This window comes from Klebsiella sp. 1SOBk10mer, from assembly GCF_046602535.1.
GTDB lineage: Bacteria > Pseudomonadota > Gammaproteobacteria > Enterobacterales > Enterobacteriaceae > Klebsiella > Klebsiella quasipneumoniae.
Window position 1 is genome coordinate 184057 of sequence record NZ_JBKIUP010000004.1, and the last position, 17706, is coordinate 201762.

Annotated in this window: 16 protein-coding genes; 6 read left to right on the forward strand and 10 right to left on the reverse strand. The window is 58.8% G+C overall.

Going from position 1 to position 17706, the window contains the following annotated elements:
* Positions 1 to 51 precede the first annotated feature (51 nt).
* On the reverse strand, positions 52 to 2415 hold the full coding sequence (locus ACLH1I_RS13245; RefSeq protein ID WP_135711843.1) for a TonB-dependent receptor domain-containing protein: 2364 nt from the start codon (positions 2413 to 2415) through the stop codon (positions 52 to 54).
* A gap of 215 nt (positions 2416 to 2630) precedes the next feature.
* Between ACLH1I_RS13245 and ACLH1I_RS13250 the strand changes: the two genes are divergently transcribed.
* Together ACLH1I_RS13250 and ACLH1I_RS13255 are read left to right on the forward strand one after the other, a co-directional pair.
* The gene (locus ACLH1I_RS13250; RefSeq protein ID WP_048295863.1) at positions 2631 to 2924 is read left to right on the forward strand and encodes a SelT/SelW/SelH family protein; all 294 of its coding nucleotides are present in this window, start codon (positions 2631 to 2633) and stop codon (positions 2922 to 2924) included.
* 77 nt (positions 2925 to 3001) lie between these two features.
* Positions 3002 to 3343: a nitrous oxide-stimulated promoter family protein gene (locus tag ACLH1I_RS13255; protein ID WP_074377604.1), complete on the forward strand. Its 342-nt coding sequence runs from the start codon at positions 3002 to 3004 to the stop codon at positions 3341 to 3343.
* 69 nt (positions 3344 to 3412) lie between these two features.
* On the opposite strand, the gene ACLH1I_RS13260 is transcribed toward ACLH1I_RS13255, so the two are convergent.
* The 9 genes from ACLH1I_RS13260 to ACLH1I_RS13300 form a co-directional block, all read right to left on the reverse strand.
* A complete protein-coding gene (locus ACLH1I_RS13260; protein ID WP_023319001.1) occupies positions 3413 to 4267 on the reverse strand; it encodes a metal ABC transporter permease in 855 nt (284 codons plus the stop codon).
* Entirely contained in the window at positions 4261 to 5109 is an 849-nt protein-coding gene (sitC, locus tag ACLH1I_RS13265; protein WP_048325503.1) for an iron/manganese ABC transporter permease subunit SitC, read from the reverse strand. Before sitC ends, ACLH1I_RS13260 begins: the two co-directional genes overlap by 7 nt.
* Positions 5106 to 5927: a manganese/iron ABC transporter ATP-binding protein gene (locus ACLH1I_RS13270; protein WP_023318999.1), complete on the reverse strand. Its 822-nt coding sequence runs from the start codon at positions 5925 to 5927 to the stop codon at positions 5106 to 5108. The genes sitC and ACLH1I_RS13270 overlap by 4 nt, the downstream gene beginning before the upstream one ends.
* Positions 5924 to 6841, reverse strand: a complete 918-nt coding sequence (locus tag ACLH1I_RS13275; protein ID WP_004205632.1) for a metal ABC transporter substrate-binding protein — start codon at positions 6839 to 6841, stop codon at positions 5924 to 5926. Before ACLH1I_RS13275 ends, ACLH1I_RS13270 begins: the two co-directional genes overlap by 4 nt.
* Before the next feature lie 178 nt (positions 6842 to 7019).
* A complete protein-coding gene (locus tag ACLH1I_RS13280; RefSeq protein ID WP_032456513.1) occupies positions 7020 to 7982 on the reverse strand; it encodes a LacI family DNA-binding transcriptional regulator in 963 nt (320 codons plus the stop codon).
* A gap of 56 nt (positions 7983 to 8038) precedes the next feature.
* A complete protein-coding gene (locus tag ACLH1I_RS13285; protein ID WP_065802673.1) occupies positions 8039 to 8953 on the reverse strand; it encodes an ROK family protein in 915 nt (304 codons plus the stop codon).
* A gap of 50 nt (positions 8954 to 9003) precedes the next feature.
* Positions 9004 to 9318 carry a PTS lactose/cellobiose transporter subunit IIA gene (locus tag ACLH1I_RS13290; RefSeq protein ID WP_002914983.1) on the reverse strand — a complete coding sequence of 105 codons (315 nt, stop codon included), beginning with the start codon at positions 9316 to 9318 and terminating at the stop codon, positions 9004 to 9006.
* Between the two features lie 23 nt (positions 9319 to 9341).
* Positions 9342 to 10664 carry a PTS sugar transporter subunit IIC gene (locus ACLH1I_RS13295; RefSeq protein WP_004205635.1) on the reverse strand — a complete coding sequence of 441 codons (1323 nt, stop codon included), beginning with the start codon at positions 10662 to 10664 and terminating at the stop codon, positions 9342 to 9344.
* A gap of 9 nt (positions 10665 to 10673) precedes the next feature.
* Positions 10674 to 10988 (reverse strand): PTS sugar transporter subunit IIB, encoded by a 315-nt coding sequence (locus ACLH1I_RS13300; protein ID WP_002914979.1) that lies wholly within the window; start codon positions 10986 to 10988, stop codon positions 10674 to 10676.
* 177 nt (positions 10989 to 11165) lie between these two features.
* Here ACLH1I_RS13300 and ACLH1I_RS13305 point away from each other — a divergent pair, with 177 nt between their 5' ends.
* The 4 genes from ACLH1I_RS13305 to ACLH1I_RS13320 all read left to right on the forward strand — a co-directional run bounded on the left by ACLH1I_RS13305 (position 11166) and on the right by ACLH1I_RS13320 (position 17694).
* Positions 11166 to 12437: a PTS sugar transporter subunit IIC gene (locus ACLH1I_RS13305; protein WP_065802674.1), complete on the forward strand. Its 1272-nt coding sequence runs from the start codon at positions 11166 to 11168 to the stop codon at positions 12435 to 12437.
* Positions 12438 to 12699: 262 nt separating this feature from the next.
* Entirely contained in the window at positions 12700 to 14037 is a 1338-nt protein-coding gene (locus ACLH1I_RS13310) for a maltoporin (protein ID WP_004205637.1), read from the forward strand.
* Between the two features lie 12 nt (positions 14038 to 14049).
* Positions 14050 to 16242 (forward strand): CBM35 domain-containing protein, encoded by a 2193-nt coding sequence (locus tag ACLH1I_RS13315; protein WP_043520719.1) that lies wholly within the window; start codon positions 14050 to 14052, stop codon positions 16240 to 16242.
* A 51-nt stretch (positions 16243 to 16293) separates the two neighbouring features.
* The gene (locus tag ACLH1I_RS13320; RefSeq protein WP_062913542.1) at positions 16294 to 17694 is read left to right on the forward strand and encodes a glycoside hydrolase family 1 protein; all 1401 of its coding nucleotides are present in this window, start codon (positions 16294 to 16296) and stop codon (positions 17692 to 17694) included.
* The last annotated feature ends 12 nt before the right edge of the window (positions 17695 to 17706 follow it).

The window sequence follows — 17706 nt, forward strand, 5'->3', positions numbered from 1 at the left end:
ATCAATATCCCCGGCCGGTGGGCCGGGGCAGGTGAGTGGTTATTCGGGCAATCAGAAGTCGACGTTGACTCCGAGCTGCCAGGTGCGGCCCGGCATCACCGCCAGCGCTTTATCGTTGGCGTCCTGGTTGGTGCCGGTCTCGATATTGCGGCTGCTCAGGTAATCCCAGTATTTACGATCGGTGAGGTTGTAGACCCCGCCATTGAGGCGCACGTTTTTCGCTACCTGCCAGTACGCGGTCCAGTCCAGCATGCCGTAGCCCGGCACGCGCATATAGTCGCTGCTGGCATCGGTGATGGCGGATCCGCTGTTGCTGTAGCTTTCGCGATTGGTGGCGGTCGCCTGTTTCCCTTTGACGAAGGTCGCCGTCAGGGCGGTGCCGTAGCGTTTCGCCGGATCGTCCCACGCCACGCCGACGATGGCTTTCATCGGCGCTACGCTGTCGAGGTCGACGTATTTATCGCCGCTGTAGCTGGATTTCGATTTCCCTTCGCTATAGCCGAGGGCGAGGGTGGCGCTCAGGCCGTCCACCTGCTCATACCAGGTGCCAAAGTTAAATTTAGTGCTGATTTCGCCGCCGTAGATATAGGCTTTATCGCGGTTTTCCGCCTGATAAATGGTGTAGATATTCGACGGCACGTTGGTGAACTGGCCCGGATTATTCGCCCGGGTATAGCGGGTATAGGCGATAAAGTTCTTATAGCTGTTGTAGAACAGCGCCGTGCGCAGAGTGATGCCTTCGGTAACTTCCCCCTTCAGTCCCCACTCAAGATTATCGCTGGTTTCCGTCTTCAGTTCGGTATTGCCGATCAGGGCATACTGCTGGCTGCCGGCGTAGCTGGAGCCAAGGTTCCAGGAGCCATACAGCTGGCTGGCGTTGGGGAACTGCGCCCCGCGCTGGTACTGCAGGTAGGTCATCAGACGCGGGGTGAGGTCGTACTGGAAGGTCAACGACGGCAGAACCTGGGTATCGCTGTTTTTACCATACAGCCTGGCCACTGACGATTCGGTCAGCGCGCTGCTGTTGGCGGCGAGGTCGGACAGATTTTCCGGCTTCGTCGATTGATGTACCACACGCACGCCGGGAATAATGGCGAAATTGTGGCTATCGAGATCGAAGTTGATCTTATCCTGAACAAAACCGCCGAGGGTGTAGCTGCGGCTATCCGCCTCCGGCTGCATGATCTCGCTGTAAACGCTGGGGATTGGCGACTGGCTGAACGGCCGCTGGGTTTTGCTGGTGCTGGCGTTAAAGCCGGCGCTCAGATCGTGGCGGCCCAGGGTTTTCGCCAGTGCGGTCTGCAGGCCCCAGGTGTCGGTGTCGTAGTTGGAGTTCACCGTCTGCATTCTGCGGGTGACGCTGTCCGGCATATACGTCCAGTCATGGGCTTCGGTATGCTGGTAATAGATTTTACTGGAGACGCTGTCGAGGTAGTCATTCATCGGCGTCCAGTCATCCTTCAGGCTCAGGCCCCAGCGCCGGGTCTGGCTGGTCTGGCTGGCGGTGCCGATGGTGCTGTTGCCGCTGGAGTCCCAGGTATCGTAGTGGGTGTGGTTGGTTTTATGGTAATAGTCGAAGGTGCTGGTTAGCTTGTGCTCGTCGTTGGGCTGCCAGATCCCGGAGGCCAGAAAGGCATCGGAGTGCCAGTTCGCCGGGTAGGCATCGACGGTGCCGCTGTTATTTTCGGTTTCCTGACCATCGCGGCGGCTGTAGACCAAAATGCCGCGCAGGAACTCATCGCCGCCGGCGACGGTCACCCCGTTGTGCCAGCTGCGATCCGCGGAGTCGTAGCCGCTGCGATAGCCGAAGGCGCTGGTTTTGCCCGGGCGCAGGTAATCATCCGCCGATTTCGGGCGGAAGGAGACATTCCCCCCGATGGCGCTGTTGGCCGTTTCCGTCGAGGTGGCGCCGGACTGGATATCCACGCTGCCGTACATATAGGGGTCGATATAATCGCGGCCGATGCCGAAGGTGTTGAGCCCGGCGCGACCGACGTAGCCACGGCCGGTGGCGTTGGGCTGGGCGATACCGTCCACGTCGATGCCGACGCGGTTGCTCTCCATACCGCGAATGTTGTAGCCGGTGTAGCCCCCGCGGTCGAAGCCGCTTTTGCCGTTGCCGGAGCCGCCGCTGGCCCCGGTGGCGCTGATGAGCGGCTCATAGCGCATGATCGAGCCGAAATCGTTAGCGCCTTTATCCTCCAGCTCCCGGGCGCTGATGCTGTGCTCGTTACCGGCTTTTTGCGCCGGCGCTGGAGCGGTGACGGTCATTTGTTCCGAGGTGTCATCCACCGCCTCGCCGCCGATGGCGGAAGTGCCTGCTGCGACGGCAGAAGTTTGATAAATTGCTGCAAGCAAAGAGGTCACCAGCAGGCGTTTTTTACACCCTGCTGCTGACGGAGTCGATTTGTACATAGTCGCCACGCCTTGATCGTTATTAGTATCGGCTCACGCGTTACTTCCAGAGTTGCAGGTTGCTCCGTCTTTTCCGTTGCGGATAGGGTCTAACTCCATTTGTTGATTGCGAATGGTAATGATAGGTATTATCGTTTGCAACAAAATATTGATGTATTCCTCATTTAAACTGCACTTTGTTTACACTGTGCCCTTTCAGCCTGAGCGAGATGACGATGAATTCAAAAGCGGCTATCACCATCACCTATTGTTCCCAGTGCAACTGGATGCTGCGCGCCAGCTGGATGGCGCAGGAGCTGTTACACACCTTCAGCACCGATATCGCCTCGGTGACGCTGGTGCCGGGCACCGGCGGGATCTTCACTATCGATATCGACGGCCAGCAGATCTGGGAGCGCAAGCAGGATGGCGGCTTTCCGGATGCGGCAGAGCTGAAACGCCGGGTGCGCGATCTCTGCTTCCCGGAAAAAGCATTGGGGCATGTTGATAAACCCGCTAACCCGACCTGATCGTTAGGAAAGCGGCTGCGTGGCCGGCTTAAAAGGTGTATTATTGATGCATCTTTTTGTGGGGAGGGAAATTGACGGTGGGCAAACGCATCGAACGTGAAAAGCAGACGATCTGTCGGATGATTGGGCTTTATCAGCGCCGCTGTCCGGAGGCCCGCGACGACGCCGAACACTATCAGGCGCTGAACGCCTACGCCGATAAGCGCCTTGATAAGTGCGTGTTTGGCAACAATAAACCGGCCTGCAAGCAGTGTCCGGTGCATTGCTACCAGCCGGCGAAGCGCGAAGAGATGAAGCAGATTATGCGCTGGGCCGGGCCGCGAATGCTCTGGCGTCACCCGATCCTGACCCTTCGCCATCTGCTGGATGACAGGCGGCCGGTGCCGCCGCTGCCGGAAAAATACCGACCGAAAAAATAGCGGCCTTCCCCGGCCTGCGCGGCGCGCAGCCGGCGGACAACTCGCGTTTTTTGTAGCCCCGGTAAGGCGTTAGCCGCCGCCGGGGATGGTTGCTGAAGTTTTCTGTTTCCGGCTATCCCGGATCGTGCTTGCCACAAAGGCGACCACAAACAGCGCGGTGAACAGCACCACGATAGTCGGCGCCGGCGCGCTATCGAGATAAAACGCCAGCCACACCCCTCCCGCCGAGCAGCAGACCGCCACTGCCACCGCCAGCAGCAGGGCGTGGATAAAGCGCCGTACCAGCAGGAGCGCGATCGCCCCGGGGGCAATCAGCAGCGAAATCGACAGAATAATCCCTACCGACTGCAGCGTCGCGACGATGGTCAGGGCGATCATGCACAGCAGGCCGTAGTGCAGCAGCCCCCCGCGCAGGCCGCTGGCTTTGGCCTGCGTCGGATCGAAGGCGTGCAGCAAAAAATCCCGCCATTTCAGCCCGATAATCAGCGCAATCACCAGCGCGATAGCCGCCGTTTGTCCAATATCGCTGAGGGAGATCCCCAGCATGTCGCCGAACAGAATATGGTCGAGATGGACGTCGGACTGGATCGCTACATACAGCACCAGCCCGGCGCCAAACATGCCGGAGAAGACAATTCCCATAATGGTATCGCGTTTGAGGCGGCTGTTATCGTCAAGAAAACCGGTCGTTACGGCACACAGCAGCCCGGCGATAAACGCGCCGATGGCGAAGGGGATGCCGATAATGTAGGCCAGCACCACGCCGGGAAATACCGCGTGGCTCATGGCGTCGCCCATCAGCGCCCAGCCTTTAAGCACCAGAAAGACCGACAGCAGCGCGCAGGGCACGGCGACGACCATCGATACCGTTATCGCGTTGACCATAAATGGAAACTGAAACGGAGCCAGGAACAGATTCAGCATGCAGCCTCCCTGGCGCGGCGGCGGTTGGCCAGCAGGCCATGCTTCGGCGCAAAGATAAAGGTGATGAGGAACAGCAGCGTTTGCGCCACCACGATAATACCTCCGGTGGCGCCGTCGAGATAGTAGCTGAGCCAGGCGCCGAAGAAGCTGGTCAGGCTGCCGATGACGACGGCGATGGCCAGCAGGCGCGGGAAGCGGTCGGTTAACAGCCAGGCGGTGGCCCCGGGAGTGACCACCAGGCAGATGACCAGAAAGGCGCCGACGGTCTGCAGCGCCGCTACGGTGCAGGCCGCCAGCAGGGTAAAGAACAGCAGCTTCAGGCCGCGGGTGTTCAGACCAATCGAGCGAGCGTGGTTTTCATCGAAGAAGGTCACCATCAGATCTTTCCACTTCAGCAGCAGGATCGCCATCGAGATAAAGCCGATCGCCGCCAGCTGGATAATATCCTCCGGGGCGATGGCCAGAATATTGCCGAGGATAATGGTCTGGATATTCACCGACGTCGGGTTCAGCGACACCATAAACAGCCCGATACCGAAGAAGGAGGAGAAGATCAGGCCGATAATCGCATCCTCTTTTAGCCGCGATCGCTGCTGCAAAAACAGCATACTGCCCGCCGCCAGGCCGCCGGAGAGAAACGCGCCGAGGGCAAACGGCAGGCCGAGCATATAGGCCCCGGCGACGCCGGGCACAATCGAGTGGGAAAGGGCGTCGCCAATCAGCGACCAGCCTTTGAGCATCAGGTAGCAGGAGAGAAAGGCGCAGACGCCGCCCACCAGCGCCGATACCCACATCGCATTGAGCATATAGTGATAGCCAAACGGCTCCAGCAGCCAGCTCATCGTGGTCCTCCCGCCGCGCGCCGGCTGATAAACGGCCGCTCGTCATCGGTGATAATCTGCGCTTCCGCGCCGGTGAGGGCGACGTGGCGCAGCACGCCGCTGAAAGCCCGCTCCAGATTCTCGGCGGTGAAGGTGGTTTCTGTCGGGCCGCTGGCCAGCACGGTGCCTTTTACCATCACCGTATAATCGCAAAACTCACTTACGGACCCGAGGTTATGGGTGGAGACCAGCATGGTGCAGCCCTCATCGCGTAGCTCGCGCAGCAGGCTGATGATCCGCGCTTCGGTCTGCACATCGACGCCGGTAAAAGGCTCATCCAGCAGGATCACCTGACCCTGCTGAGCGATGGCGCGGGCAAGGAAGACGCGCTTTTTCTGCCCACCGGAGAGCTCGCCAATTTGCCGATGGCGGTACTCGCTCATGCCCACGCGGGCCAGCGCGGCATCGACGATTTCGCGATCGCGCGGCTTTGCCCGCCGCAGCCAGCCCATATGGCCGTAGCGGCCCATCATCACCACATCCTCCACCAGCACCGGGAAGGACCAGTCCACCTCTTCCGACTGCGGGACATAGGCGACCAGATTCTGGCGCAGCGCGCGATTGACCGGCTGGCCGAGTATGGCGATCTCGCCGTGACCGATGCGCACAAAGCCCATCAGCGCTTTAAACAGCGTGGATTTCCCCGAGCCGTTAACCCCCACCAGCGCGGCAATGGCGCCGCGTGGTACGCTGAACGAGGCGTCGCGCAGGGCGGTGTGGCCGTTGCGCCAGGTAACGGTGAGCTGGTCGACATACAGACCCGCTTGCGCTGTATTCATGGCTGTTTCCTCATCCCGTCCTGGATACCGTTGACGATGGTTTCGGTGGTGACGCGCAGCAGGTCGAGCCAGGTCGGCACCGGGCCGTCGGCGGCGCTCAGGGAATCGACATACAGCACGCCGCCGTAGTGGGCGCCGGCTTCGCGCGCCACCTGACGCGCCGGTTTATCGGAGATGGTGCTTTCGCTGAAGATGGTCGGGATCTGTTCTCTCTTCATGGTGTCGATAACCTTGCGCACCTGTTGCGGGGTACCCTGCTGGTCGGCGTTAATCGGCCACAGATACAGTTCGCGCAGGCCATAGTCGCGGGCCAGATAGGAGAAGGCTCCCTCGCTGGTGACCAGCCAGCGCTTATCCTCCGGCAGCTGCGCCAGTCTGGCCTGCAGTGGCGCCATCGTCTGGCGGATCTTCTCTTTGTAGGCCTCGGCGTTGCGGCGATAGGTGTCGGCGTGAGGCGGATCGTATTTCACCAGCGCGTCGCGAATATTATCGACATAGATCAGGGCGTTATCTGCCGACATCCAGGCATGGGGATTGGGCTTCCCGCTATAGGGGCCCGCGCTGATGCCCATCGGCTGGATCCCCTCGCTGACCACCACCTCCGGGACGCCCTGCAAGTGCTGATAAAAGCGGGCAAACCACCGTTCGAGATTGAGACCATTGCTGAGGATCAGCTGCGCCCCCTGCGCGCGTTTGATATCGCCGGGGGTGGGCTGGTAGTCGTGGATCTCCGCGCCCGGTTTGGTGATGGAGCTGACGACGGCGGCATCGCCGGCCACGTTCTGCGCCATATCGGCGATAACCGTGAAGGTGGTGATAACCCTGAATTTCTCCTGCGCCGAGGCCGGCGCCGCGGCCAGCAGGGCCAGCGCGCTGGCCAGCAGCAATGATTTCAGCGGTGTCAGATGCAGCATAGGATCCTCGCAATGGTGTGGTTAATTTCTCAGCGTTTATAGCAATTGCTATGTTATATAGCACAAGCTATTTATAAATGAAAATAATTCTTATTTGCGTGCGGGGGTAATAATGAGCCGGGAAACGAAAGCGCGAGAAAGGGGAGGCAAGGTTGGCCCGGCGCGAACCGGGCGGAGATCAAGAGATATCGGCGACCGACTGGCGCGGGATCAGGCGGCCGGCCAGCGAGCGGCCCTCGGCGGTGAACGTTGGCCGGTCGTCTATCAGGCTGCGAATACGCTGAATACAGTTATCCAGCAGCGCCTCCAGTGGCCATGAGATGCAGGTCAGCGGCGGATAGAGCAGCGAGGCGAGGGGGGAATCCTCAAGGCTCAGCAGGGAGACCTCCTGCGGGACGGCGATGGTGAATTCGCGCAGCAGGCGCATTGCTTCAGCCGCGTAGCGGTCGCGTTTAACGATAATGACTGAGTATTTACTGAAGCTGTTAATTAAGGTCAGCAGCGCCTGCTCGACATCATCGTTGGCCGTCAGCACCAGCTGGCGGTTAAAAGGAATGGAGTAGTTCTGCAGGACGTTGCGGTAGCCTTCCAGCATCTGGCGGCTGGCATCGTCGCTATCGCTGTCCACCAGCAGGGCGATGTTGCGGTGTCCCTTGCCAATCACATAGCGGCAGGCGCTTTCGGTGGCGAAGGCGAAGTCATAGCCCTGGCTGTTGCTTCCAGCGACGCCGAAGCGGTCAAAGGCGATAACGTTGCGCGGCGCGTCGGCGGCAACGGCGCCCAGCACCACCACCGCCACGCACTGGCGCTGCAGATCATCGATCGCCGCCGCCTGCTCTACCGGGTCGCTGACGTACTGGACCAGCAGGCTTTTATTCAGCCCTTTCAGCGCCTGCGAGAGGAGCGGCAACAGACGCGCGCCGAGGCTCTCGTCCTGCGCGGAAATCACCAGGCCAACGTGGCTGGATGTCTGACTGGCGAGGTTTTGTGCGGCAAAGCTCGGGCGATAGTTGAGTTCTTCAACGGCCCGCAGCACAGCTTCCCGGCTCTCTTCGCGCACGCCCCGGGTGCCGGTCAGCACGCGGGAAACCGTCGCTCTTGAGACATTCGCTAATCTTGAAACATCATCAATCGTTGGCATGGCTTTTTCTGTCTGGACATTTTCGCCTAGCTTAACATACCTGCTGAAAAAAGTGTCTACCGAGGCCCGTCCGCGGCGCCGGGCAACCGGGGCAGCCAGGCCGCGCCGCGCACGCCGCTGGCGTCGCCGAAGCGGGCCGGTTTGATCTGCGTGCGGCAGCTGTCGGAGAAGATCCACGGCACGATGGCGGCAGGTAGATCGCGATAGATCTGGCTGACGTTGGACAAACCGCCGCCCAGCACAATCACCTGCGGGTCGAGAATGTTGATCACTGACGCCAGGCTGCGGGCAAAGGCGTCGATAAAATGACGCCAGTGGGCCAGCGCGCGCGGATCGCCGTTTTGCGCTGCGGCGACAATGGCTTCCGCACGCGCTTGTTCCCCGTAGCGGCGGGCGAAGCCGGTGCCGGAAACAAAGCTTTCGATGCAGTTCGTTTTGCCGCAGTAGCAGGGCTGCGGCGGGCCATCGCGCTCAGGAGTATAGCCCGGCAGCGGATTATGTCCCCACTCTCCGGCGATAGCGTTGGGGCCGCTGAGCAGCTGTTGATGAACGGCGATCCCGCCGCCGCAGCCGGTACCGATAATCACCCCGAAGACGGTGGTGGCGCCGGCGCCGGCGCCATCGACCGCCTCGGAAAGGGTGAAGCAGTCGGCATCGTTTGCCATCCACACCGGTTGGCCAAGCTGCTGCATGATATCCCGGCGCAGATCGTGGCCGTTGAGCACCAGGCAGTTGCAGTTTTTAATGCGTCCGCTTTGCGGATCGATAGCCCCGGGCAGGCCGATCCCCAGAGTGAACGGCTGCGGGCTGACCGCGCGCATATCGGCAATCAGGGTCAGCAGTTGACGCATAAAGGCGTCATAGCTCTCTTTGTGGGTTGGCCAACGCAGGCGCTGGACGCATTCGCCTGCGGGATCCAGCAGTACGGCCTCCATTTTGGTGCCGCCAATATCTATTCCAAGATGTAACATAGTGACCTCGGGGAATCAGACCCGGCCAGCACGTCTGGCCGGGCAAGGCGCTAGGCGTGAAGCGGTTGCGCGCGGTAAATCGCAATCAGTTCGGCAATCAGCTCTTTCGCCAGAATGGAGGTCATCAGGTGATCCTGAGCATGGACCATCACCAGCGTCATTTTGGTTTTTCCCTCGCCTTCGTCAGCTTCGATAAGCTGGGTCTGCACAAGGTGAGCTTCGCGGGAATAGTGCGCCGCTTCCTGCATTTTGGCGTCGGCGGTGGCGAAATCACCCGCTTTAGCGGCGTGCAGCGCTTCGTAGCACAGGCTACGGGACTGGCCGGCGTTGATGATGATCCCCATCACCTGTTCTTCTAATTCCATGATTATCCTCTGAATCGTTAGCGTTAAGCGGTTTGCGCCGCGTTGTCAGCCTGGTCGACGGCGTTTTCACGCTCCTGGGCCAGCAGCTGTTTTTCGTAAGCTTTGAGAAATGGCAGGTACATCACCATGGCGGTGGCCATACAAATAAGGCACAGGATCACCGGGCTAAAGCTCCAGTTCGCCGCCCACGAGGCGCCGATAGGGGCCGGCGTCGTCCACGGCGTCATCGACACTACGCGGCTGACCAGGTCCAGCTTCAGCGCAAAGTACGCCAGGGTCGCGTTGACCATCGGCACCAGCACGAACGGCAGGAAGAACAGCGGGTTCATGATGATCGGCGCGCCGAACAGAATCGGTTCGTTGATGTTAAATACGCCCGGCACCACGCCCATCCGGCCAATCGTCCGCAGATGCACGGCCTTGCTGCGCAGCAGCATCAGCGCCAGCGGCAGGGTTGAGCCGACGCCGCCGATCAGCAGATAGTGATCCCAGAAGCCCTGGACATAGATGTGCGGGATAGCGGTGCCAGCGGCCATCGCCGCCTGATTGACCGACAGGTTGGCCATCCAGAACGGGTTCATGATCCCGGTGACGATCAGCGCGCCGTGGATCCCGGCGAACCACAGTACCTGACAGACCAGCACTGACAGCAGGATCGCCGGCAGCGTATCGGAAGCTGCGACCAGCGGTTTCACCAGCGACATGATCGCTTCCGGAATGATCATCCCCAGCTGGGCCTCGATAAACAGGTTCAACGGATGTAGCGTCAGGATGATCGCCAGCACCGGGATCAGGATCTCGAACGAGCGCGCTACCCCGGCAGGCACTTCCGGCGGCAGGCGAATGGTGATGTTATGCCGCTTGAGGAAGGCGTACAGCTCGGTGGAATAGATAGCCACCAGAATGGCGGTAAAGATCCCCTGGCCGGAGAAGTAGGCGGTAGAGATCTGGCCATCTTTCAGCGGCGCGGCGACCAGCAGAAACGACATCAGCGACAGCATCCCGGCGGTCAATGAGTCCAGGTGATGGTGCTTGGCGAGGCTGGCGGCGATCCCGACGGCGATAAACAGGGTCATCACCCCCATGCTGAAGTTGAACGGCAGCATCAGCGCCTCGCGATGATCGAGCGAAAATTGCAGCCAGGCGCGGGCAAAGCCCCACGTCGTATCCGGAGAAAACGGCGGGAAGATAAACACCAGCAAAAACGAGCCGACGATCATAAAGGGCAGGGCGGTAATAAAACCGTCGCGGATGGAGGTAACGTATTTTTGCTGGCCGATCGCTCCCGCCATAGGCGTGATCTGCCGTTCGATCACATCGATCAATTTAGCGTACAGAGAGCTCATGATCTTTCCTTAGTTCTTGTTTTCGATGAGGGAAAGGGCGAAATCAAGGACTGCGGCGCCTTTTTGCATGCCGTAGTCCATCATATTGATGGGTTCGACGCGGATACCGTATTTATCCGCCTGCTTTTGCAAATCCTGCTGCATGTATTTCACCTGCGGCCCCAGCAGCACCACCTGATAATGGCCAACCTGTTCGGCGAACTCCGCTACGCCATAGGCGTTGATCTCTACCGGTAGGCCCCGCTGTTCGGCTTCCGCAATCATTTTTTTCATCAGCAGGCTGGTGGACATGCCTGCCGAACAACACAACATAATTTTTTTCATAAGTACCGCTCCTGATGAGGTTGGATGTGCGGACTATAGTCAAAATGGATGCATTACGGAAAGCGCTTTCCGTTTATGGATTTATTTATTGTGACCATGATCACCTATGGCAGGCTTTCACTTTCCGGTGTTGTGGGCGATCATCCCGGCGAGACAATCATTTGCAAAGGTAGGAGTATGAACATTCAGTTAATGAATGTGGCCGTGGACATCATCGAGCAGCGGCTGGCGCCGCTGGCGAATGTTCTGACGCGCAACAACCACATTACGGCGATGCGCGATAGCTTTGCGCTGGCGATGCCATTTGTGATTGTTGGCAGCCTGTTGGTTCCCATTTTGTTTCCGCCCGTTTCCATCGACGGCGCCTCGCGTTTCGGCCAGGTCTATTTGCTGCTGCGGCCTATCCTGCTGCCGACCTTTCAGCTAACCATTGGCCTGGTGGCGCTGATTGTCGCTTTCGGCGCCAGCGCCAGTCTCGCCAAGCAGTACCGTCTGCCGGAACGGCTCTGTGGTTTAACCGGGTGTCTGGCTTTTCTGCTGTTTATTGGCTTTCGCGAGACTGCGGTGAGCAACGTTTATCTCGGCGGCATGGGGATATTTACCGCCCTGATATCCAGTACCTATTCCATTGAGATAATTCGTTTTTTCTACAAAAAAGGCTGGTGTATCCGCCTGCCTGATGAAGTGCCGCTGATGACTCGCAATGGCTTTCAACTGCTGATCCCGCTGCTGGTGGTGATGCTGTCGATAAGCGTGATGAATGCCATATTGCTGCAGACCACCGGGCGCATCGTACCGGAGCTAATCAGCGAAGCGGTGCGGCCGCTGGTGCTGGCGTCCGACACGTTGATGGCGGTACTTATCTCTTTGTTAATCTGTAACTTACTCTGGTTTATCGGTATCCACGGCGCGCTGATTATCACCGGGATTATGAACCCCTTCTGGATGACCTATCTGTTTGAAAATCAGCAGGCTTTGGCAGCGGGTTCGGCAACGTTGCCGCATATTTATCTGCAGGGATTCTGGGATTTTTACCTGCTGATCGGCGGTATCGGCTCCACTCTGCCGCTGGTATTGATGGCGATGCGCAGCCGCTCACGGCAGCTGAAAAGCGTGGCCAAAATTGGCCTGCTGCCGTCGCTGTTTAATATCAACGAGCCGATACTGTTTGGTTTTCCGGTGATCATGAACCCGGTTTTTTTACTGCCGTTTCTCTTTGTTCCGCTGATAAATGCCTGTATTGCATGGTATTTGACTCAGCTGGGCATCCTCGATCGCGCGGTGGCGATGCTACCCTGGTCGATGCCTTCTCCGCTGGGGGCGGCATGGTCGGCGAACGGCAGCTGGAAAAATTTGTGCATGAGCCTGTTCGCGATGTTTAACGCCTGGATGCTTTATCGCCCCTTCTTCAAAGTTTACGAACGCCAGCTCGCGGAAACCGAGCGCTGATCCCCTCGCCGTCGGCGGCTTATCCCCCGACGGCACCTGTTCACTTTCTCTTTCTTCCGCTCTGCTGCCGGCTTCCGGCGGTATTTTTGTTATTTTATGTGATCAGTCTCACGAATATATTCGTCGCAGAGCGAATTTTGTGAACCAGATAGGCAATTATGGAAAGCGCTTTCCATTAGTGGATGTACATTTCCATTTTTGATCCGTAAATTTCCCCTCCGTTATCGGTTCGTGTTAACAAACATAACGTGGGAAAAAAATAATGATAAAGCTGAAACACTCAATACCTCTGGCTCTCCTCTCGCTGGCCGGGACCAGCAGCCTGGCCTGCGCCGATCCGAAGTATGATTTTGCGCTGCATGGCTATATTCGCTCCGGGATCCTTGCCAATTCTGATGGCAACCGCGCGGACTCCGTCGGCCTGATGCCGGACGGCAAGTGGCGACTGGGCAACGAAGAAGACACCAAGATTGAATTGATCCCCACCGTGACGCTGACGGCGGACAGCGGCGTGGTGGCGAAAGTGCAGGCCAACCTCACTCACCAGTCGAAATGCACCTCCGACTGGAACTGTCAGGATGACGATGGCCATGATGTGCAGTTTCGTGAAGGGTTCGCCGAGCTGAGCAATCTGGATTTTGCGCCGGAGATGACCTTCTGGGCCGGTAAGCGCTACAGCAGCTCCAACACTTCCAGCCATCAGTTTGACTGGGAGTACATTCAATACAATGGCACCGGCGGCGGCTTCGATAACATGGATCTGGGCTTCGCTCGCTTCGACGCCGGGGTCTACGCCTTTTCGCCCACCGATGAAACCAAAGCCTACCCGGTGGATAAGGGAGATCAGGGCTACCCGGATGATTACTCCCTCAACCTGTGGCTGAAAAAGATCGCCGGGACAGGCTTCGATCTGGAGCTGATCGGCCACCACATGAACCGTAACGAAAAGCATCCGACTTCCGCCGAGAAGGGCTATGGCGTGACCGGTATTTATAACTTTGACGGCTTCTATGGTCTGACCGGGGGGTACTCCCGCCTCGCATTGCAGTACGGCAAAGGGCTGGCGGCGGGCGACTCGCTGGGTAAAAACGGCTGGGGCTGGGCCAATCTGGAAAACACCCAGTCCTGGCGGGTGGTGCTGGATAGCGTGGCCTCGATGGGCGATCTGGAAATCTCCACCTTCGCCTTCTGGCAGAAGGATAAAAATTACCGCTGGTGGACGGAAGATGACAATGGCTGGGGACGCTCGATGTGGGTCGCTGGTATCCGCCCCTATCATCAGATCACCCGCAACTTTGCCATGCAGTACGAGCTGGGCTACGAATACCTGGATGACAAAAACTACAAAGGGGTTAACGGCAAAGGCAAAGGCGGCCTGACCAAAGTCACCGTTGCGCCAACGCTGACTTTTGACTCCGGCTTCTGGGCGCGCCCGCAGCTGCGTTTCTTCGTCACCTACGCGAAGTGGGACAAAGGTGTCTCCGATGCGCTGGACGGCAACTACAACTGGGATACCAATACCATCACCGCCGGCGGTTATTCCCGCAGTGGCTCAACCGACACCGTTAACTTCGGCGTACAGGCCGAAGTCTGGTTCTAAGGAGAGACAGCGATGAAGCCGATGAAAAACCTGCTGCTAATGGGGCTGCTGTCCGCGCTGGGGGCCGGCGGGGCGCTGGCCGCCGAGCGCTCGCATTTTGAACACTTTATCACTCGCGACGGCGCCGCTCTCAAGGATGGCGATAAGGTGTTTCGCTTCGCCGGGATCCACGCGCCGGAGCTGCACCGCATTGAAGACGACGCCCGCGGCCCCTGCAGGGCAGACCCGCGCGGCTGGGGGCAATACTTTAAATGGCCGACGGCCCAGGAGCAGCAAAACTGGATCCAGGCGATGGTGCAAACCGGGGCGAAAGCCCAGCGCGTCTACGTGCTGTCGGTGCAGCAGGAGTTTGACAAGGCCTGCGGCCGCGAGACCCATATTCTCGCGCCGGAAACGGCGGACGGCATGCCGCGGCTGAATGAGAAAGCCATGCGGGTGTATGACAACATGATTGCCGAAGCGGATAAACAGGGATTGCGACTGATCCTGCCCTTTATCGACCACTGGTGGTGGTGGGGCGGGCGCGAGCAGCTGGCGGCGTTCTACCACGAAAAAGCGGAAGACTTTTATCGTACCGATAGCAAGACCTTCAAAGCCTATCTGGATGTGATCCGTCAGGTCATCACCCGGACAAATACCGTCACCGGCCGCGCCTATTTTGATGAGAAGGCGATCATGGCCTGGGAGACCGGTAACGAGCTGGAGGATACCAATGCCGATTTTCTGCAGCAGACCGCGGCGTGGATTAAAAAGTGGGCTCCCAACCAGCTGGTGATGGATGGCACCTATAAGAAAATCAATTCTTTTGCGTTGACTGACCCCAATGTGGATATCGTCAGCAATCACTATTACACCAACGCCGATAATAACCATCCCGGGCAGGTGACGCAGGATCTACGCGCCGTCGGCGGGCAAAAAGTCTATCTCGTCGGCGAGTTTGGCTTGCTGCCGGCGGATCAGCTGAACGCCATTATGCAGTCGATTGTTCACAGCGAGGTCAACGGGGCGCAAGCCGCCGGGGGGCTTATCTGGGGCTTCCGCGGCCATCGTCACGACGGCGGCTTCTACTGGCATAAGGAGTCGACCGGACACTACAGCTACCACCTGCCGGGGTTTGCAAAAGAAGGCGAAGCGAACCAGGAGCAGGCGGTGGTCGATCTGGTGCGCACCGCCGCAGCGCAGATGGCCGGACAGCAGAGGATGGCGCCGCTGCCGAAGCCGGACGCGCCTCTGCTGCGCGAGACCACCTCGCCCTTCGCGATCAACTGGATGGGTGCCGCGGTAGGACGTAGCTACGATGTCGAACGCGCTGGCTCGCCGACCGGGCCGTGGACGGTGGTGGGCCGGGATATATCCGATGGCGTTAACGAATGGAACCCGGAAACCATGGTTCTGTTCCGCGACGATTATCGTCAGCTTCAGCTCGGGCGGACGTACTACTACCGGGTGACGGCGAAAAACGAGAGCGGTCGTTCTGCCCCTTCCAATGTGATTAGCGTGAAGCATAGTGAGGTGAATCAGCCGCCGGCTATCACGCTGGAACCCGCCTTAACTACCACTCAGGACCAGGGCGTCGAGCTTACGGCCAACTGGCAGGACGATGGCCTGCCGTCGCGAGAGGTGAAAGTGGGCTGGCAGCACGCCGGCGACGGACAGGTACATTTCTGCCATGCCGATCGGCCGCAAACCCGGGCCTGGTTCACGGCGCCAGGCACCTATGCGCTGACGTTCACTGCCGACGATGGGCTGCTGAAAAGCAGCAAAACCGTGACCGTGACGGTGGGCGAGGCGACGGGGAAGGCGCCGGCGGATTTCTGTCGTTATCACGGCAAAGTCTATGGCGTGGCTGAGGGGCGCCTGACGGTAATGAAGAGTGATAAAGACGCGCTGGCAGTTGGCGAGGACGGTTTTCTCGGCCCATTTGCCAGCGAGGGGGATAAGATCAGCTGGCAGGTGCAGGCGCCGTGGAGCGGTCAGTTCCAGCTCAACGTAACCTTCAACGGCAAATGGGGCGGCAAGCAGAACTCCTTTGTCGTCAACGGGGGCGCTCCGCAGGCCGTGGCCTTCCCGCAGACGGATGAGCAGGGCCAGCAGCTGCGGATACCCGTAACGCTGAAAGCGGGGAGCAATCAGGTTGACTTCGGCCGCTTCGCCGGCGACTGGGGCTATATGTTTATTAAATCGATCGAAGTGGTCGCGGAGTAGTACGCTCAGGCTGCGCCAGACGGGCGCAGCCTTTTTTCGAAAGGAGAGGTTATGCAGCAGTATCAGTTTCCGCAAGGGTTTCTGTGGGGGGCGGCGGCGTCCGGCCCGCAAACGGAAGGGGTCACCAATAAGCGCCATCGTTCCATCTGGGACAGCTGGTTTGCTGAACAGCCGGAGCGATTTTATCAACAGGTAGGGCCGCAAACCGTGTGTGATACTTATCATCAGTATCCGCAGGACGTGGCGCTGATGAAACAGACCGGCTTCAACTCGTTTCGAACCTCGATTCAGTGGTCACGACTGATCGCGGATTTTGAAACCGGCGCGCCGGACCCGGACGCGGTGCGTTTTTATCACGCCTATCTTGATGAGATGATCGCCAACGGCATTGAGCCGATGATCAATCTCTACCATTTTGATATGCCGGAGGTGCTGCAGAAACAGTACGGTGGCTTTGAATCGGCGCACGTAGCAGAGCTGTTTGCCCGCTTTGCCCGCACCGCCTTTAACCTGTTTGGCCATAAGGTTAAATACTGGATAACCTTCAACGAGCCGATTGTACCGGTTGAGGGAGGCTACCTGTACGACTTCCACTATCCGTGTAAGAAAGATGGCCGTCTGGCGGCGCAGGTGGCGTTTAACATTATGCTGGCGCATGCCAAAGCGGTAACGGCTTATCGTGAACTGGCGCTGGCGGGCGAGATCGGCGTGGTGCTCAACCTGACTCCGAGCTATACGCTCACCGACAGCGACGCGGATAAAAAGGCCGCCTGGTATGCCGACCTGTTTTTTAACCGCAGCTTCCTTGACCCGCTGGTAAAACATGAATTCCCTAAAGCGCTGTGCGAGATCCTCGCCGCCCACGACTGCCTGCCGACGACCAGCAAAGACGACGTGGCGTTGATCCTCAGCGCGGAGATCGATTTTCTTGGGGTGAACTATTACGTGCCGCGGCGGGTAAAAGCGCGTGAGAGCGAATATAACCTCGATTATTTCACCCCGGAATACTATTTCGAAAACGCGGTGAACCCGCAGGGCCGCTTTAACCCCTATCGTGATAACAACGAGATCCTGCCGCAGGCTATTTACGACATTGCCGCCAATATTCGTGAAAACTACGGCAATATTAAGTGGTATCTCGCGGAAATCGGTATCGCGATGGATCGACAATCAGAGGGCGAGCCCGGGGCGGACGGGGTCATAGACGATACTTTCCGCATTCAACTGATGGAAGAGCATCTGGTGCAGCTGCACCGCGCTATTGCCGACGGCGCGAACTGCTTTGGCGTGCACCAGTGGACGTTTATCGACAACTGGTCGTGGATCAATGCCTTCAAACGGCGCTACGGCTTCTGGCGACTGGATCTGGAGACTGGCGAGCGACAGATAAAACGCAATGCGCTGTGGTTTGCCGAACTGGCGACCAGCAACGGTTTTACCCGCGACAAATAGCGCGCTGCGCCA

Excerpts from the sequence above, each read along its gene's own strand:
- ACLH1I_RS13320 (WP_062913542.1), top strand. The coding sequence starts at position 16,294 with ATGCAGCAGTATCAGTTTCCGCAAGGGTTTCTGTGGGGGGCGGCGGCG.
- ACLH1I_RS13280 (WP_032456513.1), bottom strand. The coding sequence starts at position 7,982 with ATGCCAACGATTGATGATGTTTCAAGATTAGCGAATGTCTCAAGAGCG.
- ACLH1I_RS13270 (WP_023318999.1), bottom strand. The coding sequence starts at position 5,927 with ATGAATACAGCGCAAGCGGGTCTGTATGTCGACCAGCTCACCGTTACC.
- ACLH1I_RS13275 (WP_004205632.1), bottom strand. The coding sequence starts at position 6,841 with ATGCTGCATCTGACACCGCTGAAATCATTGCTGCTGGCCAGCGCGCTG.
- ACLH1I_RS13285 (WP_065802673.1), bottom strand. The coding sequence starts at position 8,953 with ATGTTACATCTTGGAATAGATATTGGCGGCACCAAAATGGAGGCCGTA.
- ACLH1I_RS13310 (WP_004205637.1), top strand. The coding sequence starts at position 12,700 with ATGATAAAGCTGAAACACTCAATACCTCTGGCTCTCCTCTCGCTGGCC.
- ACLH1I_RS13290 (WP_002914983.1), bottom strand. The coding sequence starts at position 9,318 with ATGGAATTAGAAGAACAGGTGATGGGGATCATCATCAACGCCGGCCAG.
- ACLH1I_RS13300 (WP_002914979.1), bottom strand. The coding sequence starts at position 10,988 with ATGAAAAAAATTATGTTGTGTTGTTCGGCAGGCATGTCCACCAGCCTG.
- ACLH1I_RS13250 (WP_048295863.1), top strand. The coding sequence starts at position 2,631 with ATGAATTCAAAAGCGGCTATCACCATCACCTATTGTTCCCAGTGCAAC.
- ACLH1I_RS13295 (WP_004205635.1), bottom strand. The coding sequence starts at position 10,664 with ATGAGCTCTCTGTACGCTAAATTGATCGATGTGATCGAACGGCAGATC.
- ACLH1I_RS13315 (WP_043520719.1), top strand. The coding sequence starts at position 14,050 with ATGAAGCCGATGAAAAACCTGCTGCTAATGGGGCTGCTGTCCGCGCTG.
- ACLH1I_RS13245 (WP_135711843.1), bottom strand. The coding sequence starts at position 2,415 with ATGTACAAATCGACTCCGTCAGCAGCAGGGTGTAAAAAACGCCTGCTG.
- ACLH1I_RS13305 (WP_065802674.1), top strand. The coding sequence starts at position 11,166 with ATGAACATTCAGTTAATGAATGTGGCCGTGGACATCATCGAGCAGCGG.
- sitC (WP_048325503.1), bottom strand. The coding sequence starts at position 5,109 with ATGAGCTGGCTGCTGGAGCCGTTTGGCTATCACTATATGCTCAATGCG.
- ACLH1I_RS13260 (WP_023319001.1), bottom strand. The coding sequence starts at position 4,267 with ATGCTGAATCTGTTCCTGGCTCCGTTTCAGTTTCCATTTATGGTCAAC.